This is a genomic window from Microbulbifer maximicatervae (SeqCode) (assembly GCF_052467065.1).
In genome coordinates this window covers 608,186-627,933 of sequence record NZ_CP174299.1, presented here as the reverse complement: position 1 = coordinate 627,933, position 19,748 = coordinate 608,186, and the positions used below count along the sequence as shown (strand labels likewise).

General features: G+C 53.7%; 17 protein-coding genes and 1 tRNA gene. 7 read left to right on the top strand and 11 right to left on the bottom strand.

Going from position 1 to position 19,748, the window contains the following annotated elements; all coding sequences use genetic code 11:
• Positions 1 to 94: 94 nt before the first annotated feature.
• From ACJJI1_RS02900 to ACJJI1_RS02880, 5 genes are all read right to left on the bottom strand, one after another.
• Positions 95 to 1,024, bottom strand: a complete 930-nt coding sequence (locus tag ACJJI1_RS02900; protein ID WP_108735320.1) for a ribose-phosphate pyrophosphokinase — start codon at positions 1,022 to 1,024, stop codon at positions 95 to 97.
• A gap of 355 nt (positions 1,025 to 1,379) precedes the next feature.
• Positions 1,380 to 1,454: transfer RNA gene (locus ACJJI1_RS02895), tRNA-Gln, on the bottom strand.
• Between the two features lie 11 nt (positions 1,455 to 1,465).
• Complete coding sequence (ispE, locus tag ACJJI1_RS02890) at positions 1,466 to 2,389, bottom strand: 4-(cytidine 5'-diphospho)-2-C-methyl-D-erythritol kinase (protein WP_444896323.1); 924 nt, start codon at positions 2,387 to 2,389, stop codon at positions 1,466 to 1,468.
• Between the two features lie 68 nt (positions 2,390 to 2,457).
• Positions 2,458 to 3,105, bottom strand: a complete 648-nt coding sequence (gene lolB / locus ACJJI1_RS02885) for a lipoprotein insertase outer membrane protein LolB (protein WP_444896324.1) — start codon at positions 3,103 to 3,105, stop codon at positions 2,458 to 2,460.
• Positions 3,089 to 4,906, bottom strand: a complete 1,818-nt coding sequence (locus tag ACJJI1_RS02880; RefSeq protein ID WP_444958482.1) for a tetratricopeptide repeat protein — start codon at positions 4,904 to 4,906, stop codon at positions 3,089 to 3,091. The genes lolB and ACJJI1_RS02880 overlap by 17 nt, the downstream gene beginning before the upstream one ends.
• 237 nt (positions 4,907 to 5,143) lie before the next feature.
• On the opposite strand from ACJJI1_RS02880, the gene hemA reads away from it, so the two are divergent.
• Genes hemA through ACJJI1_RS02860 form a run of 4 tightly spaced genes read left to right on the top strand, consistent with a single transcriptional unit; the run spans position 5,144 to position 9,319 of the window.
• Positions 5,144 to 6,421: a glutamyl-tRNA reductase gene (gene hemA, locus ACJJI1_RS02875; protein WP_444958481.1), complete on the top strand. Its 1,278-nt coding sequence runs from the start codon at positions 5,144 to 5,146 to the stop codon at positions 6,419 to 6,421.
• The gene (gene prfA, locus ACJJI1_RS02870; RefSeq protein WP_444892992.1) at positions 6,418 to 7,500 is read left to right on the top strand and encodes a peptide chain release factor 1; all 1,083 of its coding nucleotides are present in this window, start codon (positions 6,418 to 6,420) and stop codon (positions 7,498 to 7,500) included. The genes hemA and prfA overlap by 4 nt, the downstream gene beginning before the upstream one ends.
• Positions 7,501 to 7,549: 49 nt before the next feature.
• Complete coding sequence (gene prmC, locus ACJJI1_RS02865) at positions 7,550 to 8,377, top strand: peptide chain release factor N(5)-glutamine methyltransferase (RefSeq protein ID WP_444892993.1); 828 nt, start codon at positions 7,550 to 7,552, stop codon at positions 8,375 to 8,377.
• Positions 8,378 to 8,419: 42 nt separating this feature from the next.
• Positions 8,420 to 9,319: a cation diffusion facilitator family transporter gene (locus ACJJI1_RS02860; RefSeq protein WP_444958480.1), complete on the top strand. Its 900-nt coding sequence runs from the start codon at positions 8,420 to 8,422 to the stop codon at positions 9,317 to 9,319.
• A gap of 11 nt (positions 9,320 to 9,330) precedes the next feature.
• On the opposite strand, the gene ACJJI1_RS02855 is transcribed toward ACJJI1_RS02860, so the two are convergent.
• The 3 genes from ACJJI1_RS02855 to ACJJI1_RS02845 all read right to left on the bottom strand — a co-directional run bounded on the left by ACJJI1_RS02855 (position 9,331) and on the right by ACJJI1_RS02845 (position 13,242).
• Entirely contained in the window at positions 9,331 to 10,797 is a 1,467-nt protein-coding gene (locus ACJJI1_RS02855) for a succinylglutamate desuccinylase (RefSeq protein ID WP_444915717.1), read from the bottom strand.
• A gap of 121 nt (positions 10,798 to 10,918) precedes the next feature.
• Entirely contained in the window at positions 10,919 to 12,349 is a 1,431-nt protein-coding gene (locus ACJJI1_RS02850; RefSeq protein WP_444958479.1) for an MATE family efflux transporter, read from the bottom strand.
• A gap of 179 nt (positions 12,350 to 12,528) precedes the next feature.
• Positions 12,529 to 13,242 carry an alpha/beta fold hydrolase gene (locus ACJJI1_RS02845; protein WP_444958478.1) on the bottom strand — a complete coding sequence of 238 codons (714 nt, stop codon included), beginning with the start codon at positions 13,240 to 13,242 and terminating at the stop codon, positions 12,529 to 12,531.
• A gap of 144 nt (positions 13,243 to 13,386) precedes the next feature.
• Here ACJJI1_RS02845 and ACJJI1_RS02840 point away from each other — a divergent pair, with 144 nt between their 5' ends.
• The 3 genes from ACJJI1_RS02840 (at position 13,387) to ACJJI1_RS02830 (ending at position 17,006) form a co-directional block, all read left to right on the top strand.
• Positions 13,387 to 14,004 (top strand): HvfX family Cu-binding RiPP maturation protein, encoded by a 618-nt coding sequence (locus tag ACJJI1_RS02840; RefSeq protein ID WP_444958477.1) that lies wholly within the window; start codon positions 13,387 to 13,389, stop codon positions 14,002 to 14,004.
• A 47-nt stretch (positions 14,005 to 14,051) separates the two neighbouring features.
• Positions 14,052 to 15,560, top strand: a complete 1,509-nt coding sequence (gene rhlB / locus ACJJI1_RS02835) for an ATP-dependent RNA helicase RhlB (protein WP_444958476.1) — start codon at positions 14,052 to 14,054, stop codon at positions 15,558 to 15,560.
• A gap of 243 nt (positions 15,561 to 15,803) precedes the next feature.
• On the top strand, positions 15,804 to 17,006 hold the full coding sequence (locus ACJJI1_RS02830; protein ID WP_444958475.1) for a hypothetical protein: 1,203 nt from the start codon (positions 15,804 to 15,806) through the stop codon (positions 17,004 to 17,006).
• A 53-nt stretch (positions 17,007 to 17,059) separates the two neighbouring features.
• On the opposite strand, the gene cysZ is transcribed toward ACJJI1_RS02830, so the two are convergent.
• From cysZ to gatB, 3 genes are all read right to left on the bottom strand, one after another.
• Complete coding sequence (gene cysZ / locus ACJJI1_RS02825; protein WP_444958474.1) at positions 17,060 to 17,890, bottom strand: sulfate transporter CysZ; 831 nt, start codon at positions 17,888 to 17,890, stop codon at positions 17,060 to 17,062.
• Positions 17,891 to 17,933: 43 nt separating this feature from the next.
• On the bottom strand, positions 17,934 to 18,230 hold the full coding sequence (locus tag ACJJI1_RS02820; RefSeq protein ID WP_444896334.1) for a PA4642 family protein: 297 nt from the start codon (positions 18,228 to 18,230) through the stop codon (positions 17,934 to 17,936).
• A 66-nt stretch (positions 18,231 to 18,296) separates the two neighbouring features.
• Positions 18,297 to 19,748, bottom strand: coding sequence for an Asp-tRNA(Asn)/Glu-tRNA(Gln) amidotransferase subunit GatB (gene gatB, locus ACJJI1_RS02815; protein ID WP_444958473.1), 1,452 nt, complete (start codon positions 19,746 to 19,748; stop codon positions 18,297 to 18,299).

Genomic DNA, 19,748 nt, shown 5'->3' with positions numbered 1-19,748 from the left:
GCAGTGCCGGGCGGGCGCGTATTCTACGGGAATCAGCGCTAAAGGCAAAGTGCCCCGGCATGCGGGGCGCAGGGATACCTTGATCGGCAAGTTCCTAGCGGAACATTGCGGACAGGGATTCCTCATTGCTGATACGGCGCATGGACTCGGCCAGCATTGCAGACAGGGTCAGCTGGCGAATTTTTGGTGCCTTCTCCATTTTGTCACCCAGGGGGATGGAGTCGGTAACCACCAGCTCATCCAGAACGGAGTTGTTCAGGTTGGTGATGGCGTTGCCGGACAGTACCGGGTGGGTACAGTAGGCGACAACTTTCTCGGCGCCGTGCTCTTTTAGTGCGTTGGCGGCGTTACACAGGGTGCCGGCCGTGTCGACCATGTCGTCTACCAGCAGGCAGGTGCGGCCGCTGACTTCACCGATAATGTTCATGACTTCAGCAACATTGGCGGCTGGGCGGCGCTTGTCGATAATGGCCAGGTCGCAGTCGAGGCTCTTGGCCACGGCGCGGGCGCGCACAACACCGCCGATATCCGGGGATACCACCACCAGGTTCTGGTACTTTTGGCGCTCGATATCGTCGAGCAGGACAGAGGAGCCGTAAACGTTATCCACAGGAACGTCGAAGAAGCCCTGGATCTGTTCCGCGTGCAGGTCGACGGTTAATACGCGGTCGATACCTACGCTTACCATCATATCGGCAACCACTTTTGCGGAAATCGGCACGCGCTGGGATCTTACGCGGCGATCCTGGCGGGCGTAGCCAAAGTAGGGGACTACAGCGGTAACGCGGCCGGCGGAGGCGCGGCGCAGGGCGTCTACCAGCAGGATCAGTTCCATCAGGTTGCGGTTGGTGGGTTGGCAGGTGGATTGCACCACGAAAACGTCGCGGCCGCGTACGTTATCGGTAATTTCTACTGCAATCTCGCCGTCGGAGAAGCGCTTGACCGTGGCTTCACCCAGGGGGATCGCCATATGGTCGACAACCTTCTGTGCCAGTTCCGGGTTTGCGTTGCCGGTAAAGACCATTAAGTCAGCCACTGCGAGTTCCTTTAATTCTGTCTTGAAGTGAATTGAAGTGTAGATGCCTGCATATTTGCTAGCAGTCAGGGTTTTTGCTGCAACACTTTTGTGTTGAGCGGCGCACTGTTGCGCGGATAAAAACAGGGTTTTGGCCACAGTTTTTTTCCTTGCTCAACGGGTTGCTCTGGGTGCGTGCTCGCACAACCATCGGGCGCTTGCATTCAAGCCTGCCTTCAGGATTCTTTAAAAATTGGGGAGTGGCTCTGTAAAGCCCTGTGCGAATGGCCTGGGCCGGCTGGATCAGCGTAGACTGAATCATGTCGGAACCGGTTTTTGACTGTGCCATTGCATATAAAGAAAGTGGCTGGGGCGGAAGGATTCGAACCTTCGCATGACGGGATCAAAACCCGCTGCCTTACCGCTTGGCTACGCCCCAGTAATGTTTCCTCAAAAATCTGAGGAGATTTTCGCTAGCGCTTGATGTGTCGGTGAAACCAATACACCCGCTGCTGTAAAACCCTGCCACGCTTCAGGCAGTTTGGCGTGTGCCTCAATGGCTGCCTCTGCCGTAGGGAATGCCGCAAAAATGCAGCCCCCGGTGCCGGTGAGTTGTGCTGGAGCAAGTTGCTCGAGCCATTCTCTGGCATCGCGTATTTCAGGGTAGAGCTTTTCAACTAATGGCTGGCAGTCATTGCCGGAAAATGTTTCCAGTTTTTCGCTGCCGAGTCGCATCTCGTTGGCCTGCTCCTCGCGAAGGGCCGCTAATGTAATTGCGACTGAATCTCTTGTCAAACGTGAATCGCGAAAAATTTTTGCAGTGCTCACTTCGCAACCAGTTGAGACAACCAGGTAGTGGCGTTGCTCGGTGGTTATTGGGGTTAATTTTTCACCAACCCCTTCCGCCCAAGCGGTGCGCCCGCGCACAAAAACTGGAACATCGGCGCCTAATTGCCGTCCCAGCTCCGCCAGTTTATCGATCGATAAATTGCACTGCCATAAGTGGTTGAGCCCGAGCAAAGTGGTGGCGGCATCGCTACTGCCTCCACCGATGCCGCCACCGTGAGGCAACTTCTTTATCAACCGAATAGAGGCGCCGAGAGAATTTTGTCGGTCCTGCTCAGCTTGTTTGCGCAGCAATTGAGCTGCGCGATAAACCAGGTTGTCCTCTTCAGCCACATCCAGCTGGCCTGCATCGATACTGACAATGCCATCGCTGCGCTCACTGAATTCCAATAAGTCGCCGAAATCGAGAAGTTGGAACAGGGTTTGTAACTCGTGGTAGCCATCCGGGCGACGGCCGAGAATGCGCAGAATCAGGTTGAGTTTTGCTGGAGCGGGCAGGGTTAGCAGCATGAGGCAAAAAGGGGTCAATCAATTACAGGATCGCCATAATACCTGCATGCTGCGATTTGGGCATTGGCAGAGTTATGTAAAACTCTTTACAAACCCCAGTCTTTAATCACCAGGGTGACGGATACCGGGCCAGTGGGACTGTTGGTTTGTGCTTTGATCCGGGTTGGCAGCATAAAGGAGCCTTCGCTGCGATATTCACTAAAACTCAAGGCCCAGCCGGATTGTTGCAGGCTTTGCAGCTGGCCCTGGGCGTTGCGCTGCTCACCACTTTTGGCGCCGGGCGCGGGAAGACCGCGCACCCAGTAGAACATCTCCCGGGCGGGCAGGGGCCACCCCAGTGCTTCTTGGGTTAGCTGTGCCGGGTTGCGCGCATAAATTGGCGGCTCGCTACCACGTACCAAACTGACGCCACCGGCTGAGCCGGTGATGACGGTAGTACCCGCTCCGAGCGGACCGCTGAGATGCAGGCGAAAATTCTCTGCACCGCCCTGAAGCCAGGCCAGGTTAGCGCTGCCGTTTTCTTTGGGGGAGCGAACACCCAGCTTGCCCTTGAGATTCCACTGGGTAAATTCAGCTACTGTTTGCGGCGTTGGATTTTGATTTTCAGTGGGGGAGCCTGGCTCCGGTTCCTGTTTGGTTTTTTGACCGGCACAAGCGGAAACCATTATTGCCAGACATGCCAGCAGTAACAGATAGAATCTTCGCGCGGTTGTCTTGTCAGCTATCTGATGCATGTTGTTCCAGTGACTCTTTGATTTGTAGGCGCTTCATGGCAGCCGGAATAATTTTGCTGTGGGGATTCAGCAGAAGGCCTTTTCTCCACATATTCATGGCGGCTTCTCTGTTTCCCTGAACCCAGAGTACTTCACCGAGGTGTGCGGCAATTTCGTGGTCGGGCAACTTTTCCATCGCCTGCCGCAGATACTTTTCCGCAGCTTCGTGATTGCCGAGACGGTACTCTATCCACCCCATGCTGTCGATTATTGCCGGGTCCTCAGGCTCGAGTTCCAAAGCGCGGCTAATCAATTGGTAGGCTTCTGTGTGCCGGGATTTATCTTCAATCAGTTTATAACCGAGCGCGTTGAGAACTGTGGCGTTATCGGGATTTCTTTCCAGCAGGTTTCTCAAGTCCTTTTCGAATTGTTGTGCGTTGCCGAGTTGGTCATGCAACAGCGCGCGAGTGTACATCAAGCGACCGCTGGTGCTGTTGGTTTGTAATGCCTCGTCTACTCGCTGCAAAGCCATACTGGCTTCACCACTTTTGCGAAGTAATTCGACCTCCATCAGGTAAAAATGTTCTTCCTGAGTGGGGTGTTGTTTTCTCAGTTCAGAAAACCACTCCCGGTTAGTGTTGTACTGTCCGAGGCTCGCCAGTAATTCCGTACCGCGAGTAATGGCTTCTACGTAATCACTACCGGGCCCCACTTCGCGGAAATATTTAATTGCATGGGAAAAATCCCCAGATTTTTCTGCAATGCTGCCCAGGTAAAAATAAGCAGCGGATTCGTGCTGCTGTAATTCAAGTAGTTGGGTAAAGAGGACTTTGGCCTCGTCAGTTTGCTCGGTCTCGTACTGAATTAGGGCCAACGACAAAATCAGGTTGCCATCTTCAGGGCGCTGCTTAACCAGTTCGGCAAACTGCTTGCGTGCCAGGGCCAGGTCCTCCCGAATCAACAGGCGGGCGTACTGAAGGCGCAGGCGGCTCTCGGAAGGATGGATGCCGACGAGTCGCTCGAGAAGGGAAATGGCTTCCTTGCGCTTGCCCTGATCAACCAATAGATGACTTTCCAGCAGTGGTGCATCCAGTTGGTCTGGATGGTGCTCTTGGACGCGGCGCACCAGGGACAGGGCGCGGGCAAATTCCCTCTCGGTGCGCAGTACCATGGCATAGGCGAGCACGACCTCGTCATCGAGGGGATAGACTTTTGCCAGTCGGGCAAACTCCCGCTTGGCTTGTTCCGTGAGTTGCTCGTGCCCAATAGCGGTTGCTGCGAGAGATTGCATGGGTGGGTTGCCGCCGAGTTCCAGGGTTTTACTGGCGTGAATCAGGGCTGTGTGTAAGTCGCCGGACAAAGTCAGCTCGGCTGTGAGGGCCAGCTGTGCATCGGCGTTTTGTGGCTCAAGCTCTACCCATAGCCTGGCTGAATCCAAGGCGGCCTGGCGGGCATTTAAAAAGCGGGCAATGCGTGTAGCGCGGGCGGCAACCCCGGGATCTTTGGTGACCTCCGCCTGGTGGTAGTAATTGGCCAGTGCGACATCGTACTGTTCGCGGATACCGGCGACTTCGGCCACCAGAAGGGTGTAAAAGGTATCAATAGGGAAAGTTTTAGCTTCCGGCCCACCTGACTCAGTGGTTTCCTTCCCCTTAAGGTTGCTCGGCTCCAGTGCTGTGCTCGCGATTTCTGTAGAGGGGGCTGCCGGCGTCTGGTGCTGGGTACAAGAAGCAAGTATTACGGATACGGCAAGGAATGCGGCAAGCTTGAGCTGGTGGCTGGAAATTCGGGTTGGAAGCTGATGTGCGCGAGGTGGGAGCATAGATCGTGTCCATACGTTACGTTGTCGCTGAAAGCGGGGTATTACTGGCGTGTTTTAAACGATTATCGCCATATAATTCTAGTCGTGAATCGGGTTTGGAACGGTGGTGGGCAGTGGCTCTTGCCAAATCGGCGGGCAATTTTACTGCCTCTTGCGCTTGCAAGGGAGACGGCTGCCTATGAAAATGCGCTCCCAGTGCGGTTTCCGCCTTTTAAGATTTAATGCTAACGGAAGTCTATGCCAATTCTTACCCTGGGTATCAACCACGATAGCGCGTCGGTCGAAGTGCGCGAGCGGGTGGCCTTTGCCCCCGAGGTGATGCCCGGCGCACTGGGAGATGCGCGAAAAGCACTGGGGTGCCGCGAGCTGGCCATCCTGTCTACCTGCAATCGCACCGAAATATACGGAAATGTGGAGTCAGAAGCCCTGTTGCAATGGCTATCTGAATACCACCAAGTGCCCCTGGAGCAGCTCAAGGGCTGTGCCTATGTGTACAGCGATGAAGAAGCGGTACGCCATATGATGCGCGTTGCCTGTGGTCTCGATTCCCTGGTGTTGGGTGAGCCGCAGATCCTCGGCCAGATTAAGTCCGCCTATGCGGTGGCGCGGGAATCCGGCAGTGTGGGCAGTGAACTGCACCGGGTTTTCCAGCGGGTGTTTACCGTCGCCAAGAAGGTTCGCACCGAAACTGCAATCGGTGAAAACCCGGTTTCTGTTGCCTACGCCGCTGTTTCTCTGGCTTCGCGTATCTTCACCGACCTGAAAAAGCAGACTGCCCTGTTGATCGGTGCGGGAGAGACCGTGGAGCTGGTTGCCCGCCATTTGCTCGATCAGGGAATCAAGCAGGTCATTGTTGCCAACCGCACATTGAGCCGGGCCCAGTTGCTCGCAGAGAGCTTTGGGGCCGAGGCAATCCTGCTTGCGGATATCCCCGAGCATCTGGCGCGCGCGGATATCGTTATCAGCTCCACCGCGAGCCAGCTGCCGATCCTGGGTAAGGGAGCGGTCGAATCGGCGCTGCGCAAGCGTCGGCACAGCCCCATGTTTATGGTGGATATTGCGGTACCCCGTGATATCGAATCGGAAGTTGGCGAGCTGGATGATGTTTATCTGTATACGGTGGACGATCTGCGCGGGGTTATTGATGAGGGCAAGCGCTCCCGTGAGAAAGCGGCGGAGGCCGCTCAAGAAATCGTAAATGCTGCAGCGGCTGAATTTACCAAAGAGAGCCGCTCTTTGGAGGCTGTGGATAGTATTCGCGGCTACCGGCAGCGAGCCCAGGAAGTGAGCACTTCCGAACTTGAACGGGTACTTTTGCAGCTGGAAAAAGGCGAGGACCCTCGTCGACTGATGGAGCAGCTCGCTCGCTCTCTCACCAATAAATTAATTCATGCACCCACCGTCAGTCTGAAAAAAGCCACGGCGGAGGGTGATATTGAGCGTTTGCGTATCGCTCGCGAGGTCGTTGGGTTGGATGATCTCACCGATATCGATTTAGAGAAAAAGCATCAATGAAAGAATCGTTACTGAATAAACTGGAAACCCTGCTTGAGCGCCACGAGGAAGTATCTGCGCTGTTGGGCGACGCCGACGTAATTGCTGATCAGGATCAATTCCGCGATCTTTCCCGCGAGTATTCTGAGCTGGAAGAAGTGGTGAAATGCTACGGCGCTTACAAACAGCTACAGGAAGATATGGTCGCGGCTCGGGAGATGATGGGGGAAGATGATCCGGAAATGCGCGAAATGGCTCAGGAAGAGCTGCGCGAGGCTGAAGGTCAAGTGGAGCCGCTGGAGCGAGAGCTACAGACTTTGCTGTTGCCGCGCGATCCCAACGACAGAAAAAATGTCTTCCTAGAAATTCGCGCAGGAACCGGTGGTGATGAAGCGGCTATTTTCTCCGGCGATCTGTTCCGCATGTACTCTCGCTATGCGGAGAAGCAGGGATGGCGAATAGAAATTGTCAGTGAAAATCTTGGTGAGCACGGTGGTTACAAGGAAATTATCACTCGCGTCGCCGGTGAAGATGTCTACGCAAAATTAAAATTTGAGTCCGGTGCGCACCGGGTACAAAGGGTTCCTGAAACAGAATCCCAGGGTCGTATTCACACTTCGGCTTGTACGGTCGCGGTGATGCCGGAGCCGGATGAGCGCGATGCGATTGAAATTAATAAAGCGGATTTGCGTGTGGATACCTACCGTGCATCCGGTGCTGGTGGTCAGCACGTTAACAAAACCGATTCCGCTGTGCGCTTAACCCATATTCCCACGGGAATTGTGGTGGAGTGTCAGGATGAGCGCTCCCAGCACAAGAACAAAGCCAAGGCAATGGCACTGTTGCAAGCGAAGCTCAATACTGCGCAGGAAACGGCGGCGGCCCAGGAAATTTCCGATGCCCGCCGCAGCCTGGTGGGCAGCGGTGATCGCTCTGAGCGAATCCGTACCTACAACTATCCCCAAGGTCGGGTTACCGATCACCGTATCGGCCTCACCCTCTACAAACTCGATGAGATTATGCAGGGGGCTCTGGGGGAGGTGATCGGGCCATTGCGTACGGAATACCAGGCCGACCAGTTGGCGGCCCTGGCCCAATAAATCCAGATTTTTTACGCCGCCTCGAGCGGCGTTTTATAGGTTTTTCTCCATGACCAGCGTCAAGGAAAATATCGCACGCTGCGCCCAATTAACCGATAGCGACAGCGCGCGCCTGGATGCAGAGCTTCTGCTCGGCAGTGTGTTGGGGCGCGAGCGCACCTGGCTCTATACCTGGCCGGAATACGAATTGAATGAAGCTGAACAAGTGCGCTATGAGCAGTTGCTCCAGCGCCGGCAAGCGGGAGAGCCAGTGGCACACCTTATCGGTGAGCGCGAATTTTGGTCCCTATCGCTAAAGGTGGATTCCTCCACCCTGATCCCCCGCCCGGACACTGAATTGTTGGTGGAGACCGCGCTGGAGCTTTTCCCCCAGGGCAGGTTGCGAGCATTGGACCTGGGCACTGGCACTGGTGCTATTGCACTGGCTCTGGCGTCGGAGCGACCGGGATGGGAAATTATTGCAGCGGAGAAATCACCCGCTGCGGTAGCACTGGCAGAGGAAAACCGGCGCTCCCTCAAGTTGCAAAATGTGCAAGTTATCCAGAGCGATTGGTTTTCCAGTTTAGAGCCACAGCCGTTTTCCCTGATCGTTAGCAACCCTCCCTATATCGATGCATCTGACCCGCACTTGGTGCAGGGCGATGTGCGCTTTGAGCCCCGCACTGCGTTGGTGGCAGAGCGACAGGGTTTGGCAGATATTGAGCATATCGCCACAACCGCTAGTGATTACTTGGAAAACGATGGCTGGCTAATGGTGGAGCACGGTTGGCAGCAAGCTGAGAGCGTGCGGGATATTTTTTCTGCGGCGGGATTGAATAAAGTTTCAAGTCGCAGGGATTATTCCGGTTGGGAGCGAATTACCTTAGGGCAAAAATAGTGATACCTGCGGAGCTGCCACAGGGATTTGAGGAGGGAGCCTGTGCATGATCATGTCCACCACCGAACCGGCAATGGGGCTTTGCGCCCATTAATTATTGCACTGGTTCTCACTCTCAGTTTTTCCATAGTTGAAGCCATAGGTGGTTGGCTATCTGGCTCACTGGCATTGCTCGGCGATGCCGCCCATATGCTGACCGATACTTTTGCCCTGGCACTGGGGGCTATTGCCGCAGTACTGGCGAAAAAACCCGCCGACCGGGAATTGTCGTTTGGCTGGGGGCGAGCGGAGGTCTTAGCTGCGGTAACCAACGGCCTGATTATGCTTCTGATCGTGGTCGGTATTTCTTTTATGGCCATTGATAGGTTGCGCAATCCCCAGCCGGTGCATGGCAGTACGGTGATGTTGATTGCAGCCATGGGGTTGCTGATTAATATTCTGGCGGCCTGGGTTTTATTAAAAGGCGAGCGCACGCTCAATATTCGCGGTGCGCTTTTGCATGTGATGGGCGATATGCTGGGCTCTGTCGCAGCACTGGCTTCCGGAGCTGTGATTTATGTTACCGGCTGGGTACCCATCGACCCCCTGCTTTCACTGCTTATTTGCCTGTTAATCCTGGTTTCCTGCGTGCGACTGCTCAGGGATGCGATCGATGTATTGATGGAGCGGGTACCCAGGGAATTGAGCCTTCCGGTTGTGGGCGAGACACTGGCGGCGGTAACCGGCGTACGCTCTGTGCACGATCTCCATATTTGGCGTTTGGATTCCAGCACTATTTCCCTATCGGCCCATATTGTGGTGGATGACTTACAGGCTTGGCCCAGCGTACTGGAGCGCTTGCGGGAAACCCTGGTCAAGCGCTTCGATATCGACCATATAACCCTTCAACCGGAACCTTTGGCAATGCCCGAAGTGACGGTGATCGATAAGGTCAGTGATTAATAGGTGAGGATTTACTCCTCACCTTCTGTCGGCGGCTGGCGGTTTTCTGGGGTGGCTGGTACTTTACTCTCTGATTTGTCAGCGACCGATTCTTCCGCTACTACTTCCTGGGGCTGGCTGATTTGTTCCTGGGGAGCCTGGATACCGATATGGTAGGCGGCAAACCCCGGTTGCACGACCTGGTTTAATGCCATGCCGAGAATGCGGCCGTTGTGCTCGGAGCGAATTTCTGTGCGTACATTGGTAATAGGGTTGGTTACTGTTCCCAGTAAGTCGCCTTTACGCACAAACTCGCCGAGCTGGACTTCACTAAAGATAACCCCGCCAGTCGATGTCCGCTGCCAGGTGGAGGTGTAGTAAACCGGTTCGGGATCGCCCCAGAGGCGGAATTTACTCACCATACCCAGCTGGTTGAGCAGAGTGCGTATACCTTTCACACTGTGACTTACCGATAGCTCATCCAGCACCATCGGTGCTCCGGCTTCCAGAGTGACGGTGGGGATACCTGCCTCCACAGCGGCGCGGCGCAGGGTACCCTTGGCTCCGGCGCTGTGCAGCACCACAGTGGAGCCAAAACCCTGGGTCATTTTCACTACCTTGGGATTGGTTAAGTCGCCGCGCAACTGTGGCAAGTTGGTGCGATAAAAAGAACCCGTATGTAAGTCCACCACGGCGTTACAGTGGCTGATCACTTCGTGGAAAAATGAATTGGCAATTCGCGAGGCCGAAGAGCCATTGGGATCGCCGGGGAAGTGCCGGTTCAGGTCGCGTCGATCAGTCAGGTAGCGGGAGCCTCGATGGAAGCCTTGCAGATTGACGATGGGTACGCCAATTACCGCACCGCTTAAATGGTCTGCGTCCAGGTCGTACATAACCCGCCGCACGGTTTCCACACCGTTCAGCTCATCACCGTGCACTGCCGCAGTAAGGCAGAGAACCGGCCCTGGCTTGGCGCCGTTAACCACCAACACAGCGGTGGGGCTATAGACCCCTTCAAAGTGTTGGCTGGGAGACCAGGCTAGGCGCGTAGAGGTCGCAGGGGGAACCTCTGAGCCTAATAATCGCAGAGGCTTGGCCGTCTCTCCCGGAACCAGGGAAATGGTGCCGGGCTCCGGTAATTCGGGTTGAGGTTTAACTGTTTCAGTTTCTTTATCGGCAGTGGGAGCAGTCTCGGTGGGAGCTGCCGGTTTATCCAGTTCCTGAATAGGTTGGTCCAGCTCCAGATTTTCCGCTTGGGGCAGGGAAATTTCTTCAGAACCAGCATCTGTCGACTGGGATTGCTCTTCAGTAGGGGCAGCGTTGGTGGGTGGCCCCAGCTCTGTGATCACCGGTTGGTCCAGCTGCATATTGGCAGCTTGAGGGACCGCTTCTGTCTCTTCGCCAGTGCTGTCATCGGCGCTCAGGGCCTGGGTGGATGAAAGTAGTAAAGCCAGGCTTAGCAGGTGTCGGGTCCTTCGGGAGGATTGGCGCGGGATCATTCGGCACTCCGGTCAACTTCGTATATCTGGGTGTGCCGGAGAGCCTTGTGTCCGGCACAGATTGGGACTTTGGAGCGCCAGTATAGTCAATACGTTCCCGAGGAATGTGATACGCGCCGAATTACGCGTATCCGTAGGTTCGCTCGATGGCTCTGCGGCTGGTTCGCCAAAAGCGAATTCCCAGCAGGATTGAAGCCGTTCCCAGGCCGATACAGACACCGGTCCAATAACCGTATACCCCCCAGAAGCTCTCTCCCAGCCAGTAGGCGGTAGAAAGCCCCACCAGCCAGTAGGAAAATAGCTGTATAAACATGGGCGCACTGGTGTCCTTATATCCGCGCAATGCGCCCCAGGTCATTGCCTGGGTGACATCCACCAGTTGGAATGCGGCACACAGCAATAGCAGGTTGGTGGCCACCGCGATAATTTCTTCATTGCTGGTGTAGGCCTGAACAAACAGGGTGCGCAGGGTAATCAAGAGTACACCGGTGCCCAGTGCGTAGATTAGGCCGCTACTGATGCCCACTTTGCCACAGAAGCGCGCGCGCTTTGGCCGTCCCTGACCGAGTAGTTGGGCGGTGCGGATACTTAGGGCCTGGGCCAGTGCCAGTGCGACCAAGTAAAAAATCGATCCCACATTCATGCTTATCTGATGGGCGGCGACAATGGCTGCACCATAAGGGGCAAGCAAAATGGTAAGGCTGGCAAAAAAAGTAACTTCACTGGCCGCACCTACACAAATTGGCAGGCCAACTGCGAGCAAGTGGCGCAGGGTTGGCCAGTGGGGGCGAGGTGGTAACAGCCTAAGTTTTAGCTTGTGGTAGACCGGATCAGTGTTCGCGTGCCAGAAGAGTGCCAGTGCGATCAGGCAGCTGACCGCTGCGGTAGCCCACCCACATCCCGCTCCTCCCATCGCCGGTATGGGGCCGGCACCAAACACCAAAAGAATATCCAGGGGAATATTTAAAATTGCGGCAGTGATATAGATACGCATTACCGGGCGCACTTGTCCCATACCCTCACAGTAGCCGCGCAACGCTGTGCCGAGTGCAAAAGGCAGGGTGCCGACAGTCAGGGCCAGTACATAGCCCTCCATCACTTTTCGAACCGACTCTTCCGTGTCTATCCAGTGACTCCAGATAGGAACCGCAAGCAGGGCGGAAAACACCAGAATGCCACCGATCAGTGCGATCCACAGCGCCTGGTGTAATTGCCTGGCGCAGCCGGCTTCATCGCGACCACCGCGCAAGTGTGCAACAACCGGGGAGATAGCAGCGAGCAGGCCGATTAGTGTCACTGCGCAAACAGCCCAAATACTGGCTCCCAAGGCGAGCCCGGCGAGACTTACTTCTCCAGCGCGTCCTGCTACCAGAGTATCGACAACTCCCATGCTCACTACAGCCAGGTTGCTGACCACCAGGGGGCCTCCCAAGGTGGTTAGGTGCGACAGTTCGGTTTTAGTGGCATTTCGGTAAAGCTTGAACAAAGAAAAACCTGAGCTCTTGTTACTGATCTCGATAGAGGGTTCTGGGGTCTGGGCTAATTTTGACAAAAAATTAATCCTGCGGGGGAGTGTTAACAGACCTTAACCTTCGCAATGTACACAGGCAGCTGAAAACGGTCGGTGGGTCAAAGTTCGGAAAGGCTTTCAGTCTGCTTGGGAGCAGCGGGGCAAAACCGCAAAAAGGTCCGACATTCTACGGTACAAACGGCGCCTGCGCCCAGTGCCGATTACGGACTTTCCTCAAGTAGTTTGGCTACAATTTCGGGCTTATTGATGATGCAGTCGTGGTTTATTTCCACTTCCCGATATGTCCATCCGGATATTTGCTTAGCCTTGTGGCTACTGTAGATGGCTGGCGGGTATTCGGGTTGGGTGCAGTGAATGAAAGTACACGGCGGGCCCTGCTCAGGAGAGCGTTTTAAGTGGATGGGATCCAGTAGCGTTTTGATGGGATGCGGGGTCATACGGCGTTTTAGCCAGTTGATATCATCTGGCTGGGTTATCCCCAAGGCTTCTGGTGGTGGAGGCATAATACAGAGAGTACCGTCGATATCCTGTGCCTGCTTGAGCCGCTGCTCCTCTATACCGCTGGGGAGCTGCCTGCTAAATGGGCGCCCCGGCTCAGGAACAGCGCCATCCAGGTAGATTAATCGGTGTACCCGCTCGGGTAGAGCGTCGGCGGCACCGGTTGCGGCCATTCCCCCAAAGCTGTGGCCCACAAGGATGACTTGCCGCAACTCCTCCCAGAGGATTGTATTGATCAGGTCCTGGATAAAGGTATCCAGACCAACGGAGGGAGAGAGCAGGTGTTTGCGTTCCCCCAGGCCAGTATGGGTGGGGGTGAGTACTCGATGCCCATTACGCTGCAAGAGGTGGGCGACTCTGCTCCAGCACCAGCCTCCATGAAATAGCCCGTGGACCAGTACGTAAGTTTTCCCCACCAGGTTGCCCTCAAGTTACTTGGGTTCTGCAAGCATAGATGTGCTTTCTGGGGCGCTGAGATAGTGCGGTGTAAGAGTTGGCGATATCACTCGACTAAAGTGAACAAAGACACTGATAAGAGAGTGAGCTAAATGAGTGGAGCTATGAATAGTCTGAGCGGTTGGTACAACTGCTTTGTACATTATGTACGCAAAATAGACTGGCTGGGGCCATTATTACTACGGATTTATTTGGCGCCAATTTTTATCCTGGCCGGCATGAATAAGATGAATAATATCGAAGATGTTGCTGCCTGGTTTGGCAATCCCGATTGGGGGTTGGGGCTTCCAGCGCCGATGTTGATGGCGTGGATAGCTGCATTGGTGGAATTCTTTGGTGGTATCGCTATCTTGCTGGGCGTAGCGACTCGGCTGGTGGCGATTCCCCTGATGTTTGTGATGGCAGTGGCAGCCTATACGGCCCACTGGGAGAACGGTTGGTCTGCGTTGCCGGATAAAACCTTGAGTGTGCCCTGGGAGTGGCGCAAGGACCTTATCGATGAAGCTTCGGTGCGTAAAGAGAAGATTGTTGGTTTACTCAAGGAGCACGGCAATTATGAATGGCTTGTGGAAACTGGAGGAGTGACCATCCTGAAAAATGGTATTGAGTTTGCAGCTACCTACTTCATTATGCTGCTGGTGCTATTTTGTAGTGGGGCGGGGCGGTTTTTCAGTGTGGATTACTGGCTGTGCCGTCACTATAGCGGGCAGGGATCCCCGTAGAGATGTTATACTCGCCGATTATTTGAACATTTGAGCGAGTATTTCACTTGATAGGAAAGTTGTTCCGCCGATCCTCCTCCAAAGAGGATAAGGGCTCCCGCCGGGGAGAAGACAGCTCCGGACGCCGAAAAGAAGGGCAAAAGCCGTCTGATAAGGCTGCCAAGGGGCGTACAAAATCCGCACAGGCGGAGGGGAAGTCGCGCCGGGGCGGTAGCAGAAACGCTCAAAAAGGGCGCCAGCGCAGCAGAAAGCCAGCGGCACCCGCACCGCCCTGGTCCCTGGATGAATTCCAGGTTCCAGAACAGGAGGGCAAGGTCCGCTTCCACGACCTGGGACTGCCCAACGAGCTGATGCACGCTATTCACGACCTGGGTTTCCAGTATTGCTCGCCAATTCAGGGTCGCTCCCTTCCCCACACCCTCAATGGCCACGACCTGGTGGGTAAGGCACAAACCGGTACCGGTAAGACAGCGGCCTTCCTGATCACAGTGATTGACGATCTGCTCAAGCACCCGTTTGAAGGTGAGCGCTATGCTGGCGAAGCCCGCTCCCTGATTATCGCTCCGACCCGTGAGCTAGTAATGCAGATTGCCGATGATGCCAAGGCACTGTGTAAACACACCGAGCTGGAGATTCATACCCTGGTGGGCGGTATGGATTATGACAAGCAGCAGAGAAACCTGAATGAGCGGCTGGTGGATATCCTGGTGGCGACGCCGGGTCGCCTGCTGGACTTTGTCAGCAATCGGGATTGTTTCCTGGATCAGGTGGAAGTCCTGGTGATCGATGAGGCGGATCGCATGTTGGATATGGGCTTTATCCCCCAAGTGCGCCGTATTGTTCGTCAGACGCCGCGTAAAACCCATCGCCAAACCATGTTCTTCTCCGCCACATTTACTCCCGAAGTGGATGATCTGGTGGAGCAGTGGACGGATGATCCGGTAGTTGTGGAGATTGAGCCGGAGAGGGTTGCCACGGATACCGTAGAGCAGCATGTCTACCTGTCCGCCAGCGAAGAAAAGTACACCTTGCTTTACAACATTGTGCAGCGGGAAGAGGTGGATAGCCTGATTGTATTTGCCAACCGCCGCGACCAATGCCGCCGCTTACACGAGCAGCTTCTCGCTCACGGTATTTCTGCGGGCCTGCTGTCCGGTGAAGTGGCACAAAATAAGCGGGTTCGCACTCTTGATGACTTTAAGTCTGGTAAAACCAAGGTGCTGGTAGCTACCGATGTCGCCGGGCGTGGTATTCATATCGATGGCATCAGCCACGTGGTGAATTTCACCTTGCCTGAAGAGCCGGAGGATTACGTTCACCGCATTGGCCGAACTGGTCGGGCGGGTAAAACGGGCACCTCTATCAGTTTCGCCTGTGAAGATGATGCCATGCGTCTGGAGCCCATTGAGCAGCTGCTCGGTGGCAAGCTCAAGTGCGAAGTGCCGCCAGAAGAGCTTTTGGTTGAACCGCCCAAGGTGAAAGTTCAGCGCAGTCACGGTGATCGCGATGGGCGTCGCGGTGGCTCTGGAGGTCATCGTCGTCCACGTCGGCACTGATTCTCCTGTGTGCTGTAAGGGGGTTAGCCCTTACAGCACTTACTACCTGCTCGAGAATGCTTTTCCCCCTCCTGCTATTCACCGCTCCTTTGCTTTGTTAAGGTTTAAACTGTGACGAATGTACCAGTAGAGGCTTTAATTTCATTCAAACTTTCAAATCTGTCCTAAAATTAAACAAATTTGGCCTATTACGTGAAGTAAGGCCCTGCAACTTCAGATGACACCGGTAATACTGGAGTCTACTTGCGGCCTGAAATTGACATCCTTCATTCAATAAAAATTACAGTTCACATTCGGATGCGCATCCTTTATCTACATATTGGTTTCCATAAAACCGGCTCCAGCTCCCTTCAATTGGCAATGAAGGAGCAAGTACAGGCTCTGGACCAGGCAGGCTTTGAATTTCTTTCCCTTGGGAAAAAGGGGAACTCTTCAGGGTGTATTGATGTATGCAAAGAGAAGGGTCGCGTCCATTTCCAGGTAAATTCCCGACTTGATGAGCTTCTTGCTGCGAGCCGCAGTGAGCAAGTGATAGTTTCAGCTGAGCACCTTTCCTATCTGTACCAGCGCGATAGTATCGAGCTTGTTCAGCGAGTATGTAGCAAGTATTTCGATAAAATTGTGGTAATTGTTTACTTGCGTAGGCAAGACCTACAGGCAATATCTTTTAAGAAACAAGGAGCTAGAGGAGCGGCTTCCAATCGGAGTTCCTCAAGTAAACTACTCGGCCACGATGAAGGGGCCTTCCCTTCTTTCAGTAAGGATATTGAAATTTACTACGACTATTTTGCCAAGTTAAAGCTGTGGGCAGCTGTATTTGGAGCTGACTTCCTCAAAGTGAGGCTTTTCAGCCGAGAAGCTTTGCACGGTGGTGATATTGTGAGTGACTTTCTCGCTTTACTTGGCGGGGATGTGAAGCTTTCTGCTCGCAGAGTGAATGAGGGAGTAGGTAGAAAGGAATTTTTGCTGACCCATAAATTACTGGAATTGGGAGTGGCGGAATCTGAATTGATTAAGCTGAAGCCAATGATGTTGGAGGATGACACTCAGTTGCTGCCTTCAAGGGGTGATGCCAAGCAGTTCTTTATGAGGTTCAAAAATTCCAACCATTTGTTAAATAATACTTTTCTTAATAACGATTCCGGCCTGGCATTCGATACTGATTTTTCTGGCTATCCTGAGCAGGGAAACGATTGGATAACGGTTCGGGATCTGTCTGAGTGGATTCCTGAAATTCTTTCTGCAGGTATTCAGAGGCCAGAGGGATTGCGTGACGCATTGTTGGCAGACAAGCTCCAGCAGATGGTAAGGAAAAAATTTTCAGGTGAAGTGCTTACCCAGGAGCTTGAGGATTTGGCCAATTGCCTGTCGGCTAGCGCTTATATCGCCAAGGATCAGCAGCCCTGGTATCGCGCACTGAAAAAGAAGAAAACATCGGGAAGATAGTGTCAAAATAAAAAGCCCTCTGTACGAGAGGGCTTCCTTTCTTACTGGTAAGGTTACTGAAGTACTGGTGTTTGAGTTCCCGGATCCCCCTCGATACGCAATCTTTCAATCCACAGAGCCGTACCGCCAGCAACTGCCGCAGGCATAATAAAGATATTTAAAATCGGCACCATTTTGGCAAGCATCACGGTCCCACCAAAGGTAAGGCTAGTGAGTTTACGGCGGCGCAGTACCGTTTTTAATTCATCGAATGGCCGCTGGTGGTTATCCAGTGGGTAGTCAACGTATTGAATAGCCATACACCAAGCGCCCCAAACTGCGGTGAGCACTGCGGGGATAATAATGGTCCAGCTGGTGATGGTGGCAATTATAAATACGATCAAACCCCAAAATATAAAGTAACCCAGCTTACGCAATTCCCGGCCCAGGGTACGCCATACCATTTGCATTATCGGCTCGGCAGGAGGAGCTTTACCGGTTAGCAGTTCCTCTACTTTCTCAGCGAGCAAACCGTTAAAGGGGGCGGCAATAATGTTGGTGATGACGCTAAATAAATAGCCGTAAGCAAGGAAAAATAGGAAAAGCACTATTAGTGCAATAATCCAGGCCAGCCAGCGAAAAACACTGGCGGTCCATGCTGCACCCTTGGCCATAATGGCTTCCCACCAGGACATATTCTCCGTATTTACCGGCGTGTGGGAAAGCAGGCTACTTATATAATCGGTAAGCCCTCCGAGCTGTGAAATCATTATGCTACTGATAATAATAAACAGCACCAGATTTATTAGTAATGGCACCAGGATAAATGGGCGTAACTCACGCCGGGTAATCAAGTGGATACCGCGCACCAATGCGTCGATACCGTGAACGGGATTTGAAGTCATACTCTCACCTTTCGCTGGTACGATGCCTAAATTTCCAGAGTTCTCAGTTGGCGCCAGCGGCTTTTAAAATCTCGCTATATTCTGCGCCCTGGCGGTGTTCAGCAATACGTGCCAGCAGAGTTTTTCCATCGGGACCAGGACTGTTCAGATCCAGGCCTTCAGCGAGAAATAATTTTATAAATGTGGCAAAGCTCTCTGCTTTCATACTTCGGTAGGCGCGCTCGAGAAGATGAAAATCCCGGTTTACGCCTGCGGGAGCTTCGCCAATCAAGAATCCAGCAATACGCTCCTCGTCAAAAACTTCTCCGAGTACTTTCTGTTTGTCTTTTTTCAGGCTCAAAACTATATCCTTGCTACATAAATAGGGGGCGGGCGAAGCCCGGCCCAGGTCTTGAAATGTTGAGGGTTAAAGCAGTGCGTCCAATTTTTGTTTGAGAATTTTATTAATCATCTGTGGGTTTGCCTGCCCTTTGGACGCTTTCATAATTTGCCCGACGAAATACCCCATCATTTTGGGGCGCTTTGATTCATCGGCCTTGCGGTAGTTTTCTACTTGGGCATCGCTTGCAGCGATCACTTCATCCACCATTTTTTCGATAGCGCCGGTATCCGAAACCTGTTTCAGGCCACGTTTTTCGATGACTTCGTCGGCACTGCCCTCTCCGTCGGCAATAGCCTCGAATACCTGTTTGGCGATTTTGCTGGAAATGGTGTTGTCTTTGATGCGCGCGATTAGTCCAGCCAGCTGGTCGGCAGAAACCGGGGATTGTGAAATAGTTAGTTCACGACGGTTGAGCAGCGCTGCCAGTTCACCGTTAATCCAGTTGGCAGCAAGCTTGGATTCGCCACAGGATTTACTCACAGTTTCAAAATAGTCTGCACTGGCACGCTCCTGTGTCAGCTGGTCTGCATCATAAGCGGATAGCTGGTATTCCGCTTGGAAGCGGGCTGCTTTTGCATCAGGCAGTTCTGGCAGGATGTTGCGCAGTTGCTCGACATATTCATCAGTGAGTACAACTGGCAGAAGGTCCGGGCAGGGGAAGTAGCGGTAATCATTGGCCACTTCTTTACTGCGCATAGAGCGGGTTTCATTTTTGTCCGCGTCGTAGAGGCGGGTTTCCTGGGTAATGGTGCCGCCGTCTTCCAAGATATCGATCTGACGTTCAGCTTCGACTTTAATTGCGCGCTCGACAAAACGGAAAGAATTGATATTTTTTAATTCTGTACGGGTGCCGAGTTTTTCTTCGCCTTTCAAGCGCACGGATACATTGGCATCACAGCGCAGTGAGCCCTGGGACATATCACCATCGGAAATGCCCAGGTAGGTTACGATGCTGTGAATTTTTTTCAGGTAGGCCACAGCCTCGGCGGCACTGCGCATATCCGGTTCAGAGACAATCTCAATCAGTGGCGTACCTGCGCGGTTCAGGTCGATACCGGACATTCCGTGGAAATCTTCATGCAGGGATTTACCGGCATCTTCCTCCAGGTGAGCGTGATGCAAACGCACCTTCTTACTGCTGCCATCTTCCAGGTGAATTTCCACTTCACCTGGGCCGACAATCGGCTGTTCCAATTGAGTGGTTTGATAGCCCTTGGGCAAGTCGGGATAGAAGTAATTCTTGCGTTCAAAAACAGAGCGCTTGCCGATCTCTGCGTTCATCGCCAGGCCGAACATTACTGCAAAGCGAAATGCTTCTTCATTCGGTACTGGCAGGGTGCCCGGCATAGCCAGGTCCACAGCGCAAGCCTGGGTATTCGGCTCGGCGCCAAAGCGGGTGCTGGCGCCGGAAAAGAGTTTTGACTGGGTGGAGAGCTGGACGTGAATTTCCAACCCGATAACGATTTCCCATTCCAC